Genomic DNA, 21220 nt, shown 5'->3' with positions numbered 1-21220 from the left:
CCCGCAAAGGCGAGGAAATGTCATCATTGATGTCTGGGGACGGCGTGTTGATAGGTGCCCACTGGCTCAGTCCACTGTGGTCACGCAATCCGCAAGCAACGGGGGGCGCCATGGACGAGTATGCAGAAAACGCCGAGAAGAACCCGTCCGGTGATCGCCTACGGGCCGCGCTGTCCACGGATATCGGGGAGTTGAGCAAGCGGGTCGACGCTGTCCGGTCTGACCTTGAACATGCAGCCGCGTCCGACGCCGAAGACTTGGCAAGCTTGGTTCTTCGCATTGAGCAGGAGATCGCTCAGAAGCGAGCCGACCTTGAGGCGATCGCAGCCACGGACGATCCGCCGCTGCGGGATCCGCAGGTCCTTGGCTGGGAAGCTACACAGGGCTTGGTCGAATACGAGCTCGTTGCAGGCAAGGACACACTCATCCGAGTGTTCGTCCAGGCCAGGCCCCCGGTCGCCCTGCCCGCCCGTATTGCGGGGATCGAGGTCGCACGCCTTGACTTCGGTGGGCCCGATCTGTTGGTATCGCGGCTCGACTTCGCATCCCTCGAAGTCAAGGCGCCAAATGGTGCCCGCTTCAGGGTTCCGGCGACGATGTCGGGCCGGTTCCTTCTTCCGAGCCGATCCGAGCAGGACAACGTCAATTTCTATGTCGATGGCGATCAGTTGTCGCACGCGGGAACGTACGAGTTCATCGCTCGGTTCTACCGTGACGGGCAGCTTGTAGGTACGAATTCGCTGGGAAGCCGCAATTTCCTCCCGACTGCTGACCTTCGACTCCTGATCAAGGTGAACACCTGGCCGATGACCGACGAGGGGTGGGACACCGTCCTGATGGCGCTCAAGTATCTCCAGCGCAACCTTCCGGTGCGGGCTGGCTTGGCCCCTATGGACAGCGACGTGACTGCCGGACTTCGGTACTACATTGACCCGCGCCCGTACAATCCCGGCTGGACACAGACGCCGAAGTGGGCCAATGCGAGACTCGCTCTCACCTTGTTCAACCGACTCGGGCTTCCGTTCGGACGTGGCGACAGGGCGCACATGCTAATGAACGTTCGCGAGCAGCAACCCGGTCAGGACCACGCGCCCGGTTCGTCGGAAGGCTCTGGGAATGGAGTCAACAGCACGGGCCAGATTCTGGGGGTCCAGATCAGAACTGACCCACCAGGTGGTCGTGACTTCTTTGCCACCGTCGTAGGCCAGGAGATCGGTCACAATCTCATACCACTGGACTCGCACACCATAGACCCCATCATCGACACGGCAAGCGCATTCGATCTGCTGAATCGACGGATGGTGCCCGAAGCACGGACGATCATGAACTCAACGGTCGCCGGAGCGGCGTTCGCCAATGAGATCTGCTTCTATGAGCCCCAACATTGGAGTGCGATGCGCAAGAACCTCGTCGCCCTGAACTCGTAAGACGAACCTGATCGGATGTGATTCGGGCATGCGAACGTGATCTACGCCCGTCGACTTCTCGTTCGGCGTCCGATCAGTTGAGGGCGCCGAGCGCGAGTGCTGCGGCCTCGTCGAGGCGGACTGCCACGGCGTCCAAGTCGTCGTCGAAGAGTTCCGAGTAAGTGTCGAGCGTCCTCGCCGCCGAGGCGTGTCCGAGCATCCGCTGCATCGCCTTGACGTTTGCACCCGACGAGACTGCCAGACTCGCGGCCGTTTGGAGGTCGTGAATGGTCATTGCCTTCAGCTCAGCCGTCTCAAGAGCCCGGTCGAACCTGGAGTTCTCCCGAACGGTGGGGTCTGGCCCGAGTTTGGTTGATGGTCGGGGTTTGCAGTGGTCAGGCCGCTGGTGCGGTCCGGCTGTGCCGCACCAATACGGACGCTGCTCTCGCTCGCCACAGGACCGGACGTCATTGCCTGATCGGGCTCGTCGATGTGGAGCGGGTCCACTTGCTTGGCGAACCCGCAGACTTCTTCGGTTCGTGGCCCCGGCCATGAAGGGCGCGGGCCCTTCAGCTGAGATTGCACTTGGCTCTATGCTGTGGCGCACACAGCACCGTGGGAGGGCATCCATGCCGTTCATCGTTTTCGTCGTCGTGTTCTATGCCCTGCTTGCCTGGCTTGGGAGCGGCTACCTCGCGGTGGCGCTGGGACTCGGGCTGGGTGTCTGCGCGTTCTCGGTCTGGCTGTGGTGGGGCGGAAAATACCACGGCCGGGCCTCGAGATGGTGGTCCGCGTTGACTCCGCTAGTTGGAACGACGCTCTGCCTAGCCCTGCTCTACCCGTTCTCATCCACCACGAATGGGCCCGACATGTTCATGGCGGTTCTCGTCATCGGAGTTGGCGGTGCGGTGTTCTTCTCTGCCATCGGGATGGCGATCTTCCTCTTCGCGGGTGTGCTCCCTGCGAGTCGAAGCAGTCTCGGGCAGCAACAGCCGAGCGGCAGGTGGCACGATCTCGAGTGAGGGCGGAGGTCTGCTGCACAGATCGGTGACAGTCTGCGATCCCGTGTCGCCGCTGTGAGGATCCCACCGCCCGGCGGTCTCGAGTGACTTCGAGGGACTTGATGCGCGCACGCTTATTCAACGAGTATGCATCCGAGCCCACCCGAGGCGTTCCCAGCTCTCCCGAGTAGAGTCGGCTCGGCAGCATCCGTTCTCTCAAGGAATCCCGGGCCAGTCCGAGACCATTCGAGATCTCCGGATCGCGAGGAAAGACACGAAGCCCACCCCGTCCCATCCGTGGTGTCGCGGGTTCGAGTCCCGCCCTCGCTACCGCAGAACCCCCGGTCATCCGGGGGTTCTCTCGTTTCCGGACCTCGCGTCACCTCAGGGTCTGTTGAGGTCGACGCGGCGCGCGCGACGGCGATGCTGACCGCAACGCGCGGTCAAGCGCGTCTCGTCGTACGACCGCGGTGGCCGTGCCGATCGGCACGACCCCCGCGGTATCGGTGAGGCGTCAGACGCGCGCCGTGCGCCGCGCCACGTCGCCGAGTGCGTCGGCGTCGAGCGCGAACAGGTCGCGCGACCCGGCCGTCGCGGCGCCGACGAGGCCGGAGACCGCCGGGAGCAGCTGCTCGGCGTAGAACCGCGCAAGCGGCAACTGCGCCGCGGCGATGGCGTCGCCGTCGAGCTCGCGAGCGGCGAGCGCGGACTTCGCGAGCAGCCATCCGCCCACGACCAGCCCCCAGATGCGCAGGTACGGGCTGGAGCCCGCGAGCACCGAGTTGGGGTCGGAGGCGCCGGTGTTGAGCATCCACGCCGTGGTCTGCTCGAGCACGTCGAGACTCGTGTTCAGCTGGGCCCGGATGGACGCGAACTCCTCGCCCGCCGTCGCCAACTCGCCGTCGAGCTCGCGCATGGTCGCGATGAACTCGAGGGACGACGCCCCGCCCCGGACGCCGAGCTTGCGCCCCACGAGGTCGGCGGCCTGGATGCCGTTGGTGCCCTCGTAGATCGCGGCGATGCGCACGTCACGGTAGTGCTGCGCGGCGCCCGTCTCCTCGATGAAGCCCATGCCGCCGTGGATCTGCAGCGCGAGCGACGTGAGCTCGTTGCCGAGGTCGGTGCCGAACGACTTGCAGATGGGGGTGAGGAGGCCGACGATCTCGTCCGCGCGGGCGCGGGTCGCGGCATCCGGGTGGTGGGTCGAGATGTCGACGTACACGGCGTTCAGGAGCATCATGCGGCGGAGCGCGGCGATGTACGACTTCTGCGTCATGAGCATGCGGCGCACGTCGGGGAAGTCGATGATCGGCGAGTCCTGCGTGGCGCCGAGCGCGCGGCCCTGGATGCGGCCCGTCGCGTAGTCGAGCGACTGCTGGTACGCGCGCTCGGCCACGGCGAGGCCCTGCGTGCCCACCGAGAGGCGGGCGCTGTTCATCATCACGAACATGATGCGCATGCCGAGGTTCTCCTCGCCGATGAGGTACCCGGTGGCATCCTCGTACGACAGCACGCAGGTGGGGGAGCCGTGGATGCCCATCTTGTGTTCGACGCCGACCGTGTGCACGCCGTTGCGCTCGCCGAGCGAGCCGTCGTCGTTCACGAGGAACTTCGGCACGATGAAGCACGAGATGCCCTTGGTGCCGGCGGGCGCGTCGGGAGTGCGGGCGAGCACCAGGTGCACGATCTGGTCGCTCAGGTCGTGGTCGCCGAAGGTGATGAAGATCTTCTGCCCGGTGATGCCGTACGTGCCGTCGGGGCGCTTGACCGCCTTCGTCGTCAGGGCGCCCACGTCGGAGCCGGCGTGCGGCTCGGTGAGGTTCATCGTGCCGGCCCACTCGCCGGTGACCATCTTGGGCAGCCAGGCCTGCTTCTGCTCATCGCTGCCGTAGTGCAGGAGGGCCTCGATCGCGCCCTGCGTGAGGAGGGGCGCGAGCGAGAAGGCCATGTTGGCCTCCATCGTCAGTTCCTGGATGGCGAGCCCGACCGTGCGCGGGAAGTCGCCGCCGCCGAAGGCCTCGGGCAGGGGAACCGATCCCCAGCCGGCCTCGACGTAGGCGGCGTACGCCTCCCGGAACCCGGTCGGCGTGGTCACCGTGCCGTCGGCGTTCAGGCGGGCGCCCTCGAGGTCGCCGGCGCGGTTGGTGGGGGCGACGACCTCGGCCATGAAGCCGCCGACCTCCTCCAGGATCTCGGTGACCATGTCGAGGTCGGCATGTTCGAAGCCCGGAAGCTCGGCGACCCGGTCGTAGCCCACGACGTGCGCGAGCGTGTAGGCCAGGTCGGCGACGGGCGGACGGAAATCAGTCATCTTCGGACTGTAGGCGCGGGTATGCGCGTGCGGGCCGAATCTGTCGCCATCCACGAAGCGTGTCGGCCGAACCGATGCCGACCTTGTGCCTCCCGGCAGTCGGGGAGGCCGGGCATCGATGCCTGCCTGTTGGGGCATGGGACTGGCCGAGCGTGCTCGTGGTTCCCTAACATCGGTGTCACGGCATCGTCTGCGATGCGGCGTCGCGGTGCCGTGAGCGGGGGGACCGGATGGCCGATCGCAGCTGCTGGAACTGCGGTGCGATGAACGCGCCCGACGCGCGATGGTGCACGAACTGCAACTCCTACCTGGGCTGGGACAAGGAGGCGGCCGCGTCCGGCGGAAGCGGGTCGGGCGGCGCGACGCCGTCGCCGCCGTCCGGAGGCGGCGGTGGCACGACGCCCGAGCCGGAGCCCGGGCCCGAGCCGCCTCCCGATGGGGGAGGCGAGCAGCCGGGACCGTCGGGCGACGGCGGCGGGGCCGGCCCGACCGGGAACGAAGGCACGACGGATGCCGCGGCGCCCGCGCCCGGCTCGCCGGTGGTGACGGTCGCGACGCCCGAGGTCACGGTCACGCGAGACGAAGCCGCCAGGGTCGAACTCGCGATCGAGAACCCGACGAAGGTCGTCGACGGCTACGACGTCCGGATCATCGACCAGCCGGACTGGATCGACCTTGTGAGCCCCGAGGTCCACCTCATGCCGGGCGCCTCCGACGACGTCGAGCTGTCACTCGTGATGCGACCCGGGCCGATGGTCGTCGCCCAGCGCATCGAGCTGTCGCTGCGGATCAGCTCGCAGGAGGATGCCGGCCGGTACGCGATCGTCGGGATCGTCGTCCACGTGCCGCCGTACGGCCCGCGGGTCGGCGTCACCGCGAACCCGGCGATGATCCGGCTCGACGACGTCGGCGAGGGCGCGTTCACGCTCCACTTCGACAACCGGTCCGCGAATCACCCGCAGACGCTCGCGCTCGCGGGCAACGACCCCGAGGACGTGGTCGACTTCCGGTTCTCCGCGTCGACCGTCGAGGTCCAGCCGGGGTCCACCGCCGAGGTGCACGTGGACTTCACCGCCCCGCAGCCGCCGCCGGGGCAGCAGCGGAACCGGCAGCTCGCCGTGGCGGCGACCGACGACGAGGGTCCGATCGCGGCGACGATCACGCTCGTCCAGAGCACCACGGCGGCCCCGGTCGACGAGCCGATCACGGTGCAGGTCAAGCCGAGCGCCATCCGCCTCGAGGACGCGCACGACGCCGAGTTCGACGTGCTCATCGACAACCGCGGCGGGCACTCGGGCGTCATGGTCAGCCTCACGGGAGTCGACCCCGAGCAGCGGCTCTCGTTCGCGTTCGTCCCGGCGCAATTCGTCGCGGCCCCGGGGAAGATCACGCAGGCGAGGGGCCTGGTCCGGGCCGACCCGCCGCCTCCGGGTTCGCAGGCGACGCACCCCTTCACCGTGGTCGCGAGCGACGGCACGACGGATGTCTCGGGGCAGGCGCAACTCGAGCTGTCGAGTTCGGCGGCGGCGATCGCGACCGCCGAGCTGCGGGCGAACCCGGAGCGCCTCGACCTCGGTCACCACCGGCAGGGCCGGTTCACGGTCGAGGTCGACAACCGGCGCGGGGTCCGCCCGCTCAACGTGGCGATCTCCGGTCGATCCGACGACGGCGCGGTGCGTGCGACCTTCGCCCCGGCCGTCGTGGTGGTCGCGCCCGGCGCGATCGGGTACTCGAGGGTCTCGTTCTCGAGCCCGCGGCCTCCCGCCGGCCAGCAGGGCACACGCCGACTCCACGTCACCGCCTCCGACGGGAGCCAGGATCTCGACGCGAGCGTGGAGATCGCGCAGACGAGGCCGAACCACCGTCCGGCCGTCGGGAGATGGCTGATCGTCCTCGGGTCGCTCCTCGTCATCGTCGGGGCGCTGCTGCTGCCGTGGTTCGTCTCGATCTCCGTGCCCTCCGTGAACCCGCTCGAGATCGCCTTCGCGATATCGCAGGCGAGCGGTCTCCAGGCGGCTTTCGTCGAAGGCCCCCTGCGGATCCTGCTCGTGGCGCTCGGGGTGATGATGCTGCTCGGCGTCGCAGGCAAGGAGGGCGGCCTGACCCGCAAGATGGCTGTGCTCGTCGTGCTCCTCGCGGCCGGTTACCTCGTCTTCCTCGCTGTCACGCCGGGGATGGCGCTGTCGGCCCTCGACATCGGGCTGCCCCTGATCTGGATCGGCGCCGCGATCGGCTACGCCGGCGGCATCCTCGTCCGCATGCGGGACTGACGCCGCCGCCGTCCGCGGGAATGCACGGCGCTCGATCGCGTTGGCTCTGAGTGGGCCGTGTCGCACCTCGACCGACCCGGTGAGGAGAGCGCGTGACCGAGCAGACCGCCGTGGGATTGCGTTCAGAGCGCGGGCCGGTGCTGGCCGCGCTCATGCTGTGCACCGGGCTCGTCGCGATCGAGGCGACGATCCTCGCGACGGCGGTGCCGTCGATCGTGGCCGACATCGGCGGCTTCGCGCAGTTCCCGTGGCTGTTCTCGATCTACCTGCTCGCGCAGGCGGTGTCGGTGCCCGTCTACTCCAAGCTCGCCGACACGATCGGCCGCAAGCCGATCATGCTCGTCGGCATCGGCGCGTTCCTCGTCGGGTCGATCCTCGCCGGCTTCGCGTGGGACATGACCTCGCTCATCGTCTTCCGCGCGATCCAGGGCCTCGGCGCGGGCGCCGTGCTGCCGGTCTCGATCACCATCACGGGCGACATCTACTCCGTGCGGGAACGCGCGCGCGTGCAGGGGTACATCGCGAGCGTGTGGGCCGCGTCATCCGTCATCGGACCGACGCTCGGCGGTCTGTTCGCGGAGTTCCTCTCGTGGCGGTGGATCTTCTTCGTCAACATCCCGCTGAGCCTCATCGCCGCGTGGATGCTGATCCGCAGCTACCACGAGACGGTCGAGCGCAAGAAGCACCGCATCGACCTCGCCGGGGCGAGCGTGCTCACCGTCGGGCTGACGCTGCTCATCCTCGCGGTGCTCGAGGGCGGCCAAGCCTGGGCATGGACCTCGTGGCAGAGCATCGGGGCGTTCGCCCTGGCTGCCCTCCTCATCGTGGCGTTCGTGCTCATCGAGCGACGTGCGGCCGAACCCGTGCTGCCGCTGTGGCTGTTCTCGAGACGGCTGATCGTGACCACCTCGCTCATCTCGCTCGGCGTCGGCGCCGTGCTCATCGGGCTGACCTCGTACGTGCCGACCTTCCTCGAGGTGTCGGCGGGCGCGACCCCGCTCGTCTCGGGGCTCGCGGTCGCCGCGCTCACGCTCGGGTGGCCGATCTCGGCGTCGCAGTCGGGCCGGCTGTACCTGCGGATCGGGTTCCGGAACACCGCGTTCCTCGGCCTCGGCATCGCCGTGATCGGCACGGTGGGCCTCGTCGCGGCGACGCTCGTGCCGAACCCGGTGACGACCGCGCTCGCGTGCTTCGTCGTCGGCCTGGGTCTCGGTCTCGTCGCCTCGCCCACCCTCATCGCCGCGCAGTCGTCGGTGCCGTGGTCGGAACGCGGCGTCGTGACCGGCGCGAACATGTTCCTCCGCTCGATGGGCAGCGCCGTCGGCGTCGCGATCTTCGGCGCCGTCGCCAACGGCGTGATCGGCGAGTCGGGGCTCGGGGCGCATTCGGGTGCGGCGATCCAGGCGGCATCCGCTGCCGTGTTCATCGGGGTCGTGATCGCCGCCGTCGCCACGATCGCCGGCGCGGTCGCGATGCCGCGCGCGCACGTCGACGACATCGAGCACCGACCCGCCGAGCAGGAGGCGCCCGCGCGGGCGAACTGACGACGCCCCCGATCCGCGCCGCGGGTCGGAGGTCCCGCCGGCCGAGCGGGCGTTCGTGGTCTGATGGGCCCGACGAGGGGGTGCGTCGATGGCCAAGACGAGCGCGGCGGCCGCCGATCGGTGGCGCGAACGGCGGACTCCGAGACGCGCGGCCTCGCGACTGATCGACCGCTGGACGGTCGTCGACGGCGTCGACGTGTTCTACCGGGAGTCGCCGAACCCGCCGAAGGACGCCCGCGTGATGATGCACGTCCACGGGTTCGGCATGTCGGGCCGGTACCTCCTGCCGACCGCCGAACTGCTCGCGGACGAGTTCCACACGTTCGTGCCCGACCTGCCCGGCTTCGGTCGCAGCGGCCGGCACCCGCAGGGTCTCGACATCCCCGACCTCGCGGCCGCGGCCGCCCGCTTCCTCGACGATCGCGGCGTCGAGAAGGCGACGCTCGTCGGGAACTCGATGGGATGCCCGGTGATCCTCGAGTTCGCCGACCGGTTCCCGGACCGCATCGAGCGAGCCGTGCTCGTCTCGCCCGCCGGCGGTGTGTTCAACCGGCCGTTGTCGCGGGCGATCCGGCAGCTCGCCCAGGACGGCACTCGCGAGCCGCCCCGGATGGCACGCGTCGCCGTGCCCGACTACGCGCGGTTCGGGGTGCCGAGCACTCTGAAGCTGTTCCGGGCGCTCACGCAGTACCCGTCGCTCCAGCGCCTGCTCGAGCTCGAGCTGCCGACGCTCGTCGTCCTCGGCGACCGCGACCCGCTGATGCCCGGACCCGCGCGCGTGCAGGAGGTCGCGGGGCAGGTCGACAACCACGTGCTCGCCGTCACGATCGAGGGCGCCGCGCACGCGATCAACTTCAGCCACGCCCGCGCGCTCGCGCACCTCATCCGGCGGTTCATGGACGACCTGTCGATCCTCGACGACCCGACCTGGACCGGAGGCGCCCGGGTCGTCGAGATCCACCGCGGCGTGCACCATCCGTCGGCGAAGGACGACTGAGCGGGCTCGCCCGGGAGGGATCATGGCCGAACCGAGCACGACCGACCGGCTCGACCGGAGCGCGATCATCACGCTCGTCGCCCTGTCGCTCGGCATCCTCGTCGTCGCGAACGACTTCACGGCGCTGACCGTCGCGGTGCCGAGCATCGAGCACGACCTCGACACGACCCTCAACCGGGCGCAATGGGTCATCAACGGCTACACCGTCGTCTTCGGCGTGCTCATCGTCACGGGCGGCCGGCTCGCCGACCTCTTCGGCCGGCGGCGCATCTTCGTGATCGGCGCGCTGATCTTCGGCGCGTTCTCACTGCTCGGCGGGTTCGCGCCGAACATCGGCCTGCTCATCGCCGCCCGCGCGCTCATGGGCATCGGCGGCGCGATGATGTGGCCGTCGGTGCTCGGCATGGTCTACGACATCATCCCGAAGTCGCGCAGCGGGCTCGCGGGCGGCCTGATCATCGGCGTCGCGGGGCTCGGCAACTCGATCGGGCCCCTGCTCGGCGGCATCCTCACCGACACCCTCGGCTGGCGGTGGATCTTCTTCGTCAACGTTCCCGTGGCGCTGCTCGCGGTACTGGTCGTGCTCCGGAACGTGCCCGAGTCCAAGCGCGGGAGCGGCATCCGCGTCGACTACGCGGGCATCGCGAGCCTGTCGGCCGCGGTGGTGCTCGTGCTCGTCGCCCTCGACGTCGGCAGCGCGAACACCTTCGCGTCGCCGTGGGTGCTCGGGATGATCGCGCTCGGCGTACTGCTGCTGCCCGTCTTCGTGCTCATCCAGCGCCGGCAGGGCGACGATGCGCTCGTGCCGCGCCGCGTGGTGGCCAGCCGCCAGTTCAGCGGCGCACTGATCTCGATCCTGCTCCTCGGGTCGGTGTTCTTCGGCGTGCTCGTCTACGTGCCGCAGTACCTCGAGAAGGAACTCGGATGGAGCGCCTTCGCCGCGGGCGCGGGCCTCCTGCCCATGATGCTCACCTTCGCGACGGTCTCATTCGCGGCCGGGCCGCTGTACCACCGCATCGGGAGCCGGCTCGTCGTCGGGATCGGCGCGGCCTGCCTCACGGCCGGCGTGCTCGTGATCGCCCTCGTCATCGGGACGGGATACCTGCCGCTCGTCCCGGGGCTCGTGCTGTGCGGCATCGGCGTAGGGCTCTACTTCTCGGCGGTGACGACGGCGGCCGTCACGGCCGTGCGGCCGGAGGACTCGAGCCTCGCCGGCGGCATCGTCTACATGGGCAACGTCGCGGGCGGCTCGCTCGGCCTGGGCGTGAACACCGCGATCGTGCTCGCCGCGTCCGCCTTCACGGTCGGCATCCGGAACGCGTTCCGCGTCGACGCGGTGCTCGGCGTCGTGGGCACCATCGTGGCCGTCGCGCTCCTCCGATCGGAGGGGTCGCGGACGCGCACGCCGTCCTAGCGACGCGGAGCCGGCGGGCCGACCCGTCGCCCCTCGCGCCGCACGCGGCGCGAGGGAGCCGTCAGAGCGCCTGCGGCAGGATGTCGAAGGACACCCGTCCGTCCTCGGCGACGCTGGCGTCGAGCGTCTTGTCGTCGAGCGCGATGGTCGCGCGCTCGCCGAGGTAGACGCGGGCGCCCGACTGCTCGACCACGGCGTCGCCCGATTCCGGGGCGGGCGTGATCGAGACGCCGAACTGGGTGGCGTCCTGGTCCTCGGCCTCGATGCGCAATCCCGATCCCTCGGGGGCGCCGTTGCCGGCGACGATCTCCTTCACGACGGTCGCCGCGGTGTCGGTCAGTGTGAGCATGTCGTCCTCCTCTGATCGCGAGTCGGCCACGATTCCAGATCGGGCGGAGGACCGCCACCCCGCAGCAGGCGTTTCGCTCGTCGCGTACGCTCGCGCCCGCGCGCGTCGCGCTCAGGCCGTCGGCAGCGGTTCGCTCGTTCCCCTGAGCAGCACGGGCAGCGTGCGCGTCGCGTAGGGGGACGCGTCGAAGTCCTCCTCGCGGTTGCCCATGAGCAACCAGCTCTCGAAGGACCGCTCGTACGTGTCGACGACGACGCGCACGGCGAGCGTCGGCGACCACGTGAAGCGCCGGTCGAGCTTGGCCATGAGGTCCTCGAACACGGGCACCAGGCGTTCGACGAACGACCGCTCGGCCGCCGCCGCGGCGTCGCCGCCGCCGGCCTGCGAGGTCAGCGCGCGCAGCCGGCGCTGGGCGCGGATGATCAGTCCGCCGCGATCCAGCGGCCACGAGTCGGCGAGCATGCGTGCCGCGATCTCGAGGGGAGTGGTCGTGTCGGCGGCCTCGCCGACCTCGCCCTCGTCCTCCGACTCGACGAGGTGGATCGCGTCGAACGCGTCGACCGCCGACCGCAGCCGGCTCACGCAATCGTGCACGAGCTGCTCGTTCACGGCGTCGAGCAGCTCGTCGTCGGTGGCGAAGAACCGGCGGAACGCCTTGGGGTCCACGCCGTTCTGCTCGCAGATGTCGGCGATCAGCCGGTCGTCCAGCGTCCGCCCCGACCCGAGCGCGACGCGCGCCGCGCGCGTCAGCCGGTCGAGGGTCACCTGACGCTGCTCGCTCCCTCGGCTCACGCGCGGCCTCCGCTTCCGTCTCGTCCGACCCTCGACGAGCGTACTCCGCCGATGCGCGCGTCGGCGGTGGCGCGTAGGCTCACGCAGCGTGCAGGCATCGCCGAAATCCGGGACACCCCGGCTCGCCCCGCTCGGCCTGGGCCTCGCCGCCCTCGGCCGCCCCGCGTACATCACCGCCGGCCGCGACGCGTCGCTCGGCGACGACCGCAGCGTCGACGCGATGCGGAGCCGGGCGCACGCGATGCTCGACGCGGCGTGGGAACGCGGCATCCGCTTCATCGACGCCGCCCGGTCGTACGGGCGGGCCGAGGAGTTCCTCGGGTCATGGCTCGCCGCGCACCCCGAGCGTCGCGCCGACCTCGCGATCGAGTCGAAGTGGGGCTATGCCTACGTCGGCGACTGGCGCATGGACGCCGACGTGCACGAGCGCAAGGAGCACTCGCTCGCCATGCTCGAGCGGCAGTGGCCCGAGACGCTCGCCGCGCTCGGCGGGCCGCCCGACCGCTACCTCGTGCACTCGCTGACCCCGGAGAGCCCCGCGCTCGCCGATGAGGCGCTCCTCGACCGGCTGCGCGAGCTCGCGGCATCCGGCGTCGCCGTCGGCATCTCGACGAGCGGACCGCACCAGGCCGACGCGCTCGACGCCGCCCGAACCCTGCCCGACTCGCCGTTCGGCACCGTGCAGGCGACCTGGAACCTGCTCGAGCCCTCGGCCGGCCCCGCGCTCGCGCGCGCCCACGACGCCGGATGGTTCGTCGTCGTGAAGGAGGCGGTCGCGAACGGGCGGTTGACGCCGGCAGGCGACGAGACGGATGCCGCCGCGCTCGCCGCCGCCGACGGGCAGGGCCTCGACGCGCTCGCGATCGGCACCGCGCGCGCCCAGCCGTGGGCCGACGTCGTGCTCTCCGGGGCGATGACGCCCGAGCAGCTCGACGCGAACCTCGCCTCGCGGGCCCCGGCGACGGATGCCGCGGTGCTCGCGGCGCTGGCGGCGCTCGCCGAGCAGCCCGAGGCGTACTGGGCGGCGCGGAGCGCACGGACCTGGGGGTAGGTGCGGCGCGCCGGCGCGGCCGGGCGTGGACGACTTCCGGGAAATGGCGGCGACGGTCGCCATTTCGCGGGACTCGCGCGATTCGGGGGCCGGGAGCGTGGAGGCGTGCGGCGCGCCGGCGCGGCATCCGTCACCGCATAGGGCGGTTGCACAGGGCCGAGGTCTACCCTGAAATGTGACTTCCGACGACATCTCCACCGAGGCCGAGGCTCCCGAGGAGCCCGCGACGCCCACCTTCGCCGATCTCGGACTCGAGGGGGCGGTGCTCAAGGCGCTCGACGACGTCGGCTACGAGACGCCCTCCGCGATCCAGGCCGCGACGATCCCGACGCTGCTCGAGGGGCGCGACGTCGTCGGCCTCGCGCAGACCGGAACCGGCAAGACCGCCGCGTTCGCGCTGCCGATCCTCGCCCGACTCGACACCTCCGATCGCAGTCCGCAGGCGCTCGTGCTCGCCCCGACCCGCGAGCTCGCCCTCCAGGTGTGCGAGGCGTTCGAGAAGTACGCGGCGCACCTGCCCGACCTGCACATCCTGCCCGTCTACGGCGGCCAGGGCTACGGCGTGCAGCTCTCCGCGCTCCGGCGCGGCGTGCACATCGTCGTCGGCACGCCCGGCCGCGTCATCGACCACCTCGACAAGGGCACGCTCGACCTGTCGGGCCTCAAGTACCTCGTGCTCGACGAGGCCGACGAGATGCTCAAGATGGGCTTCGCGGAGGACGTCGAGACGATCCTCGCCGACACCCCCGACGAGAAGCAGGTCGCCCTGTTCTCCGCGACCATGCCCGCCGCTATCCGCCGCATGTCGGAGCAGTACCTGAACGACCCCGAGCAGATCACGGTCAAGGCCAAGACGCAGACCTCGGCGAACATCACGCAGCGCGTGCTCGTCGTCGCGCACGCCCGCAAGGTCGACGCGCTCACGCGCATCCTCGAGGTCGAGGACTTCGGCGGCGTGATCATCTTCGTCCGCACGAAGAACGCGACCGAGGAGCTCGCCGAGAAGCTCCGCGCACGCGGCTACGAGGCCGCGGCCATCAACGGCGACATCGCGCAGGCCCAGCGCGAGCGGACCGTCGAGCAGCTCAAGAGCGGCAAGCTCGACATCCTGGTGGCGACGGATGTCGCGGCCCGCGGCCTCGACGTCGAGCGCATCACGCACGTGGTGAACTACGACATCCCCACCGACCCCGAGCCGTACGTGCACCGCATCGGCCGCACGGGTCGCGCGGGCCGCACGGGCGACGCGATCAGCTTCGTCACGCCGCGCGAGCGCGGCCTGCTCGGCCGCATCGAGCGCACCACCAAGCAGCAGATGACGCCCATGCAGCTGCCGAGCGTCGACGAGATCAACGAGTCTCGGCTCTCGCGGTTCGACGACCGCATCTCGGCCGCGCTCGAGCAGTCCGCCCGCATCGAGGGCTTCCGCGACATCATCGCCCACTACGTGCGCCACCACGACGTGCCCGAGACGGATGTCGCCGCCGCCCTCGCCGTCGTCGCGCAGGGCGATTCGCCGCTGCTCATGGAGGCCGAGCCCGAGCCCGCACCGCGCGAGCGCGGCCGCGACCGGTTCGACCGCGACGACCGCAGTGGCCGCGACGGCGACCGGGATCGCGGCGACCGCGGACCGCGCCAGCCGCGTGAGGGCATGGCGACCTACCGGCTCGACGTCGGCAAACGCCACCGCGTGATGCCCGGCCAGATCGTCGGTGCGCTCGCGAACGAGGGCGGACTCGCGCGCGACGACTTCGGCGCCATCCGCATCCAGGCCGACTTCTCGCTCGTGGAGCTTCCCGCGAACCTGCCTGCCGACGTCTTCGAGCGGCTTGCCGACACGCGCATCTCCGGGCGCCTGATCGACCTCCGCCTCGACACCGGCGGGCGGCCGCGCCGCCAGTACGACGACCGCCGCGGCAGTGGCGGCGGCGGGCGCTACGACCGTGGCCGTGGGTACGACCGGGATCGCGGGTACGACCGCGACCGCGGGCAGGGCGGGGGCGGCCGTGGGTACGACCGCGACCGGCGCGACGGCGACCGGGATCGCGGGTACGACCGCGACCGCGGGTACGACCGCGACCGCGGCCAGGGCGGCGGCGGGCAGGGCGGCGGCGGGCGCGGGTACGACCGCGACCGCGGGTATGCCGACCGGGATCGCGGCTATGGCGACCGCGAGCAGGGCGGCGACTCGGGCGACCGCAAGCCGCGCAAGCCGAGGCACGGCAAGTCCGAGCGCTCCTGATCATCCACGAATAAGAATCCGGTGCCTGGCCCCGCACGGCGGGGTCTGGGCCGGATGCTCATGCGTGCGCACGCGGGTTCCGCGCGCAGCCATTGAGCGCGAACCAGCCCTGCATGAAGATCCGGCGGATGTCGCCGCGCAGCGGGGGCTGAGCCGGATTCTCATGCACGGGAACTGAAGAGTTCGGGCGCGCTCACATGCGGCGGGCGAGCTCCTCGCTGCGCCACCGGTCGTAGCGGCTCCACGGGTCCTCGCCGTCGGCGGCGAGCTCGGCGACGTGCCGCACGATCGGTTTGTCGAAGCGGAACCACTCGCCCCCGGGCCAGCGCGATGCCGCGAACCCGGCGTGGCGGCGCTGCTCGAGGGCTCGACCGCCGCGCTCGAACGCGAGCACCTCGTCGTGCGGGATCGCCGCGAGGCGCTGACGCGGGTTCGACGAGGTGCCGATCTTGACGCGCTCGCGCCAGCGCACGTAGTACACGACGTCGACGCGCGGCGGCGCGAGCTCGCCATCCGGAACCTCGCCCACCCGCCACTCGCAGACCGCGCACACCCAGCCGGACGGATATCGCACGCCGACCCGCGAGCCGCACAGCAGGCACGCGCCCGGCAGGACGTCGGTCACGCCGTGCTCGCGCGCGACCCAGTCGTGCGCCGCGAGCAGGTGCGGGGTGCACAGCGCGAGCGGTGCGCCGGGCTCGGCGTGCGCGCCGCACGGCCCGAACTCGTCGACGGCCGTGCAGGCCGCGGCATCCGTCACCATGCGCCGAACGCTACGCCGCCCCACCGACGCCCCGCCGGTCACCGGCGCCCCGTCGCGCCGCCGCGACCGGTGCCCTCCAAGTGCGATTTCTGCGGTGGAGTACGCTCCGAAACCGCCCTCCACCACAGAAACCGCACTTGGATGGGGGCGACCGGCGCACGCGCGAGCGGGCGCTCAGCGTCGCGGGGTCGTGCTCGCGCGCACCACGAGCTCGGGCTGGAACACCGTCTGCCGGGGGATCAGCTCGGGGTCGGCCGTCTCCTCGAGGAGGATCCGGAGGGCCGTGCGGCCGATCATGCGGCTCGGCTGGCGCATCGACGACAGGGGCACGGCGGCGGCAGCGGCGAACGAGATGTCGTCGAAGCCGATGAGGGCGATGTCGTCGGGCACGAGCACCCGGCCGTCGACGATGAGCGATTGCAGGAGCCCGAGGGCGAGCAGGTCGTTCGCGGCGAAGATCGCGTCGGGCCACTGCGAGCGCGGGCGTGCGATGATGCGCGCACCGGCCGCGGCGCCGTCGGCGACGGTCAGCGCATCGGTCGCGACGACCTCGAGGTCGATGTGCTCCCCAGCGTTCTCGGCGGCGGCGCGGGCCCCCGCAAGGCGGTCGGTGACCTGGCGCATCTCGAACGGACCGCCCACGAAGGCGATGCGGCGGCGTCCGGTCGCGATCAGGTGCTCCACGGCCATCCGCCCGCCCGCGACGCTGTCGACCGAGACCGAGCTGAAACGGCCGTCGCCGCTGAACCGGTCGACGAGCACGGCCGCGATCCCGCGCGAGCGCAGCCGCTCGAGGCGGGGGTTGATGTCGCCGTAGGGCGAGATGAGCACGCCGCGCACCTGCTGCTCCTCGAAGAGGTCGAGGTACATGCGCTCGCGCTTCGGGTCCTCGTCGGTGTTGCCGTAGAGGATCGCGATGCCCGACTTCGAGCCCTCGTCCTCCGCGCCGCGCACGACGTCGCCGAAGAACGGGTTCTGCCCGTCGAGCACGACGAAGCCGACGGTCGTGCTCACGCCGGCGCGGAGCTTGCGGGCGGCGTCGTTGCGCACGTAGCCGAGCACCTCGATGGCCTCCTGCACGCGGCGGACCGATTCGGCCGATACCTCGCCGGGGCGGTTGAGGACGTTGGAGACCGTGCCCACCGAGACGCCCGCGTGCTGGGCGACGTCGCGAATGCTGACCGCGGCCATCCTGCTCCTTCGCAATCGATCTTCGGGGTCATCCGTCCGGGTCGGACTTGACCCTCGCCGATGTCCTCCATAGAGTATGCCTGAATCGAGCCTGAATCGATTCATAAAGTTTTCACCTCAAGGAGGAGGACGTGACCGTGGCCCAGCCCCCCACGACGCCCGCACCCCCGGCGCTCGAGCTCTCGAAGGTCGTGAAGTCGTTCGGCGCCGTCGTCGCCCTCCGATCCGGCACCGTCACCCTGGAGCAGGGATCGATCCACGCGCTGATCGGCGAGAACGGCGCGGGCAAGTCGACGCTCGTCAAGATCATCGCCGGCCTCTACCGCCGCGACGCGGGCACCATCAAGCTCCGCGGCGAGGAGGTCGACTTCCACTCGACCGCGCAGTCGAAGGCGGCCGGCATCGCCGTCATCTACCAGGAGCCGACGCTCTTCCCCGACCTGTCGGTGACCGAGAACATCTTCATGGGCCGCCAGCCCACCAACCGGTTCGGCCGCATCGACCGCAAGGCCATGCGCGCCGAGGCGCAGGAGATCTTCGCGCGGCTCGGCGTCTCGATCGACCCCGACCGCATCACCGAGGGCCTCTCGATCGCCGACCAGCAGATCATCGAGATCGCCAAGGCCATCTCGCTCGACGCGCGCGTGCTGATCATGGACGAGCCGACCGCCGCCCTCTCGGGCGTCGAGGTCGAGCGCCTCTTCGCCGTCGCCCGGAGCCTGCGCGACGAGGGTCGCGCGCTCATGTTCATCTCGCACCGGTTCGACGAGGTCTTCGCGCTCTGCGACACCGTCACGGTCATGCGCGACGGCAGCTACATCGCCACGGAGGCGATCAGCGAGACGAGCGTCGACGAACTGGTCCGCCAGATGGTGGGGCGGGATGTCGCCGAGCTCTTCCCGAAGCTCCCGGCCGAGATCGGCGACGAGGTGCTGGTCGTCGAGGGCCTCACGCGCACGGGCGTGTTCCACGACGTCAGCTTCTCGGTGCGGGCGGGCGAGATCGTCGGGCTCGCGGGTCTGGTCGGCGCCGGCCGCAGCGAGGTCGCGCGCGCGATCTTCGGCGTCGACCCCTACGAGTCGGGGCGCGTCACGCTCGCCGGCACCGCGCTGCCGAAGGGCAACCCCCGCGTCGCGATGGCGCGCGGCCTCGCGCTCGTGCCCGAGGACCGCCGCAAGCAGGGCCTGGTGCTCGACGAGAGCGTGTCGCGCAACGTGACCCTCGCCATCCGCGACTCGCTCGCGACCGCCGGCCTCATCACGAACCGCACCGAGAACGCCGCGGCCGCCGTCTGGGCGAGCCGGCTCGAGGTGAAGACCGCATCGCTCGACGCCGAGACCGGCACCCTGTCGGGCGGCAACCAGCAGAAGGTCGTGCTCGGCAAGTGGCTCGCGACCGAGCCCAAGGTGCTCATCGTCGACGAGCCGACGCGCGGCATCGACGTCGGCACGAAGTCCGAGGTGCACCGCCTGCTCTCCGAGCTCGCCCAGCAGGGCATGGCGATCCTCATGATCAGCTCCGAGCTTCCCGAGGTGCTCGGCATGGCCGACCGCGTCCTCGTCATGCGCGAGGGCTGGCTGACCGGCGAGTTCCCCCGCTCCGAGGCGACGCCCGAGACCGTCATGTTCGCCGCCACCGCTGACAAGGAGGAGGCGAAGTGACCGCCACCGCAGCCCCGCCCGCCAAGCCCGGAACCTCCGCGGCCTCGCGCGCCGTCTCGCACCTGTTCAAGGCGCGCGAGACCGGCATCGTCATCGCACTGCTCCTCGTCATCGTCGTCGCGACGATCGTGAACCCGAACTTCCTGTTCTCGAGCGACGGGTTCCGCGACCTGCTGCTGACGCCGTCGCTGCTGCTGCTCGTCGCGGTGGGCCAGGCGGTCGTGATCATCACGCGCAACGTCGACCTCTCGGTCGGCTCGGTGCTGGGCCTGACCGCCTACCTCACGGGCCGCCTGTTCATCGACGTGCCCGGCATCCCGATCATCGTCGTGTTCATCGCCGGCATCGCCCTCGGCGCCGCGCTCGGCCTCATCAACGGCGCGCTCGTCGCGTTCGCGAAGGTGCCCGCACTCGTCATCACGCTCGGCACGCTCTACGTCTACCGCGGCATCAACGTCGCGTGGACGGGCAGCGACCGGATCAACGCCTCCGACCTGCCCGCCGCGTTCCGCGGGCTCGGCACGGGCCAGATCCTCTACATCCCGATCCTCACGATCATCGCGGTCGTGGTCCTCGTGATCGCCGCGTGGGTGCTCCGGAACCTCCGCAGCGGCCGCGAGTTCTACGCGATCGGTTCAGACCCGGATGCCGCGCACCTCTACGGCCTCCGCGTGACGCGCCGCATCCTCACCGCGTTCCTGCTGAGCGGGGCGCTCTCGGGCCTCGCGGGCGTGCTCTACGCCGCCCGGTACGGCACGGTCAGCTCGCAGGCCGGCACCGGCTGGGAGCTCCAGGCGATCGGCGCGGCCGTCATCGGCGGCGTCGCGATCTCCGGCGGCGTCGGCACGCTGTGGGGTGCCGCGATCGGCGCGTACCTGCTGCTCACCATCAACCGGGCGCTGCCGATCCTCGGCATCCAGGACTTCTGGCAGCGCGCCGTGGTCGGTGCGCTCATCATCGGCGCGATCGTGCTCGACCGGGTGCTCGCGCTCCGACAATCCCGCAAGCTGCTCGAGATCAGGGAGGAAGGCCGATGACCGCCACGGCACCGGCGCCCGCGCCGGACACCCGGACCACCCGCACCTACAAGACGTACAGCAACCCGCTCTGGCGGCGCGTGCTGCTCACGCGCGAGTCCGCCGTGATCGGACTGCTGCTCGTCGTGATCGCGGTCTCGCTCGCGGTCGTGCCGAACTTCGACAGCCCGCTCACGGTCACCTACCTGCTGCGCGACATCGCGCCGATCCTGCTCATCGCGCTGCCGATGACGCTCATCATCATCACCGAGGAGATCGACCTCTCGGTGGCGTCGATCGTGGGTCTCTCGAGCGTGATGACGGGCATCCTGACCCAGGCGGGCCTGCCGTTCCCGGTCGCCGCCATCGCGGCGATCCTCGTCGGCACCGTCGCGGGCGTGATCAACGGCTTCCTCGTGACCGTCGTCGGCCTGCCCTCGCTCGCCGTCACGATCGGCACGCTCGCGCTCTTCCGCGGCATCGCGGTGGGCCTCCTCGGCACGACCGCGGTGACGGAGTTCCCCGAGTTCTGGTCCGACCTCGCCCGCGACAACATCCCCGGCACGCCGATCCCCGGCATCATGATCCCGTTCGTCGTGCTCGCGATCGCCTTCGCGATCCTGCTGCACTTCACCCCGTTCGGTCGCTCGCTCTACGCGATCGGCCTGAACAAGGAGGCCGCGGCCTTCTCGGGCGTCGACGTCGGCCGCACGAAGTTCCTGCTCTTCGTCATGAGCGGCGCGGTCTCGGGCTTCGCCGGCGTGTACTTCACGCTGCTCTACAACAACGCCCGCGGCGACAACGCGACGGGCATGGAGCTGCAGGTGATCGCCGCGGTGCTCCTCGGCGGCGTCTCGATCTTCGGCGGCCGCGGCGCACTGCACGGGGTCATCGCGGGCGTGCTCCTCATCGGCACGCTCGGCAGCGCACTCCGCCTCGCCGGGGTCACGAGCGACATCATCAACGTCATCACGGGCGTGCTGCTCGTGCTCTCGGTGGTGTCGGCAAGCCTCCTCGCCTGGCTCCGCCGTCGGCGGATCTCGGCGATCGGGAAGAAGAAGGAGCGCGAGCTGGCGGCGGCCTCGTCGTCCTGATCGCTCCACCTGGAATCACACACAGTCGGTATCCGGCACCAAGGAAGGAAACAACGATGTTCACCAGCAAGCGTTCGCGCCGTTTCGGCGTGGCGATCACGGCGGCGGCGGCCGCGAC

General features: G+C 70.5%; 16 protein-coding genes and 1 pseudogene. 11 read left to right on the top strand and 6 right to left on the bottom strand.

The window, feature by feature from the left end:
- Nucleotides 1-110: 110 nt before the first annotated feature.
- Entirely contained in the window at nt 111-1427 is a 1317-nt protein-coding gene (locus GJ743_RS13730) for a hypothetical protein (RefSeq protein WP_155052484.1), read from the top strand.
- Between the two features lie 73 nt (nt 1428-1500).
- On the opposite strand, the pseudogene GJ743_RS13725 reads toward GJ743_RS13730, so the two are convergent.
- Nucleotides 1501-1701 (bottom strand): annotated as a pseudogene (locus tag GJ743_RS13725) (site-specific integrase); the annotation flags it as partial.
- Between the two features lie 334 nt (nt 1702-2035).
- Here GJ743_RS13725 and GJ743_RS13720 point away from each other — a divergent pair.
- Complete coding sequence (locus GJ743_RS13720) at nt 2036-2428, top strand: hypothetical protein (protein ID WP_155052483.1); 393 nt, start codon at nt 2036-2038, stop codon at nt 2426-2428.
- A 493-nt stretch (nt 2429-2921) separates the two neighbouring features.
- On the opposite strand, the gene GJ743_RS13715 is transcribed toward GJ743_RS13720, so the two are convergent.
- Nucleotides 2922-4718, bottom strand: a complete 1797-nt coding sequence (locus tag GJ743_RS13715; RefSeq protein ID WP_155052482.1) for an acyl-CoA dehydrogenase — start codon at nt 4716-4718, stop codon at nt 2922-2924.
- A gap of 230 nt (nt 4719-4948) precedes the next feature.
- Between GJ743_RS13715 and GJ743_RS13710 the strand changes: the two genes are divergently transcribed.
- The 4 genes from GJ743_RS13710 to GJ743_RS13695 all read left to right on the top strand — a co-directional run bounded on the left by GJ743_RS13710 (nt 4949) and on the right by GJ743_RS13695 (nt 10943).
- Nucleotides 4949-6988, top strand: a complete 2040-nt coding sequence (locus GJ743_RS13710) for a zinc ribbon domain-containing protein (RefSeq protein WP_155052481.1) — start codon at nt 4949-4951, stop codon at nt 6986-6988.
- A gap of 152 nt (nt 6989-7140) precedes the next feature.
- Nucleotides 7141-8532 carry an MFS transporter gene (locus GJ743_RS13705; protein WP_155052523.1) on the top strand — a complete coding sequence of 464 codons (1392 nt, stop codon included), beginning with the start codon at nt 7141-7143 and terminating at the stop codon, nt 8530-8532.
- Between the two features lie 88 nt (nt 8533-8620).
- Nucleotides 8621-9529 (top strand): alpha/beta fold hydrolase, encoded by a 909-nt coding sequence (locus tag GJ743_RS13700; RefSeq protein WP_155052480.1) that lies wholly within the window; start codon nt 8621-8623, stop codon nt 9527-9529.
- 22 nt (nt 9530-9551) lie between these two features.
- Nucleotides 9552-10943 (top strand): MFS transporter, encoded by a 1392-nt coding sequence (locus GJ743_RS13695; protein WP_155052479.1) that lies wholly within the window; start codon nt 9552-9554, stop codon nt 10941-10943.
- A gap of 61 nt (nt 10944-11004) precedes the next feature.
- On the opposite strand, the gene GJ743_RS13690 is transcribed toward GJ743_RS13695, so the two are convergent.
- Together GJ743_RS13690 and GJ743_RS13685 are read right to left on the bottom strand one after the other, a co-directional pair.
- On the bottom strand, nt 11005-11292 hold the full coding sequence (locus GJ743_RS13690) for an iron-sulfur cluster assembly accessory protein (protein ID WP_155052478.1): 288 nt from the start codon (nt 11290-11292) through the stop codon (nt 11005-11007).
- A gap of 111 nt (nt 11293-11403) precedes the next feature.
- Nucleotides 11404-12084, bottom strand: coding sequence for a hypothetical protein (locus GJ743_RS13685; RefSeq protein ID WP_155052477.1), 681 nt, complete (start codon nt 12082-12084; stop codon nt 11404-11406).
- Between the two features lie 88 nt (nt 12085-12172).
- Between GJ743_RS13685 and GJ743_RS13680 the strand changes: the two genes are divergently transcribed.
- Both GJ743_RS13680 and GJ743_RS13675 read left to right on the top strand, forming a co-directional pair.
- Nucleotides 12173-13135 carry an aldo/keto reductase gene (locus GJ743_RS13680; RefSeq protein ID WP_328289186.1) on the top strand — a complete coding sequence of 321 codons (963 nt, stop codon included), beginning with the start codon at nt 12173-12175 and terminating at the stop codon, nt 13133-13135.
- A gap of 175 nt (nt 13136-13310) precedes the next feature.
- The gene (locus GJ743_RS13675) at nt 13311-15377 is read left to right on the top strand and encodes a DEAD/DEAH box helicase (protein ID WP_328289185.1); all 2067 of its coding nucleotides are present in this window, start codon (nt 13311-13313) and stop codon (nt 15375-15377) included.
- Nucleotides 15378-15570: 193 nt separating this feature from the next.
- Here GJ743_RS13675 and GJ743_RS13670 read toward each other — a convergent pair whose 3' ends face one another.
- Together GJ743_RS13670 and GJ743_RS13665 are read right to left on the bottom strand one after the other, a co-directional pair.
- Nucleotides 15571-16140, bottom strand: a complete 570-nt coding sequence (locus tag GJ743_RS13670; protein WP_155052476.1) for a GIY-YIG nuclease family protein — start codon at nt 16138-16140, stop codon at nt 15571-15573.
- Nucleotides 16141-16314: 174 nt separating this feature from the next.
- On the bottom strand, nt 16315-17331 hold the full coding sequence (locus GJ743_RS13665) for a LacI family DNA-binding transcriptional regulator (RefSeq protein ID WP_155052475.1): 1017 nt from the start codon (nt 17329-17331) through the stop codon (nt 16315-16317).
- Nucleotides 17332-17468: 137 nt separating this feature from the next.
- Between GJ743_RS13665 and GJ743_RS13660 the strand changes: the two genes are divergently transcribed.
- The 3 genes from GJ743_RS13660 to GJ743_RS13650 are packed head-to-tail and all read left to right on the top strand — an operon-like array spanning nt 17469 to nt 21102.
- Nucleotides 17469-18992, top strand: coding sequence for a sugar ABC transporter ATP-binding protein (locus GJ743_RS13660; RefSeq protein ID WP_328289192.1), 1524 nt, complete (start codon nt 17469-17471; stop codon nt 18990-18992).
- A complete protein-coding gene (locus tag GJ743_RS13655; protein WP_328289184.1) occupies nt 18989-20029 on the top strand; it encodes an ABC transporter permease in 1041 nt (346 codons plus the stop codon). The genes GJ743_RS13660 and GJ743_RS13655 overlap by 4 nt, the downstream gene beginning before the upstream one ends.
- Nucleotides 20026-21102 carry an ABC transporter permease gene (locus GJ743_RS13650; RefSeq protein WP_155052474.1) on the top strand — a complete coding sequence of 359 codons (1077 nt, stop codon included), beginning with the start codon at nt 20026-20028 and terminating at the stop codon, nt 21100-21102. Before GJ743_RS13655 ends, GJ743_RS13650 begins: the two co-directional genes overlap by 4 nt.
- Nucleotides 21103-21220: the final 118 nt, after the last annotated feature.

The sequence above is a fragment of the Agromyces bracchium genome (assembly GCF_009709675.1).
Classification (GTDB): domain Bacteria; phylum Actinomycetota; class Actinomycetes; order Actinomycetales; family Microbacteriaceae; genus Agromyces; species Agromyces bracchium.
The sequence above is the reverse complement of the archived record's forward strand: the minus strand, read 5'-3'. Positions and strand labels throughout refer to the sequence as shown.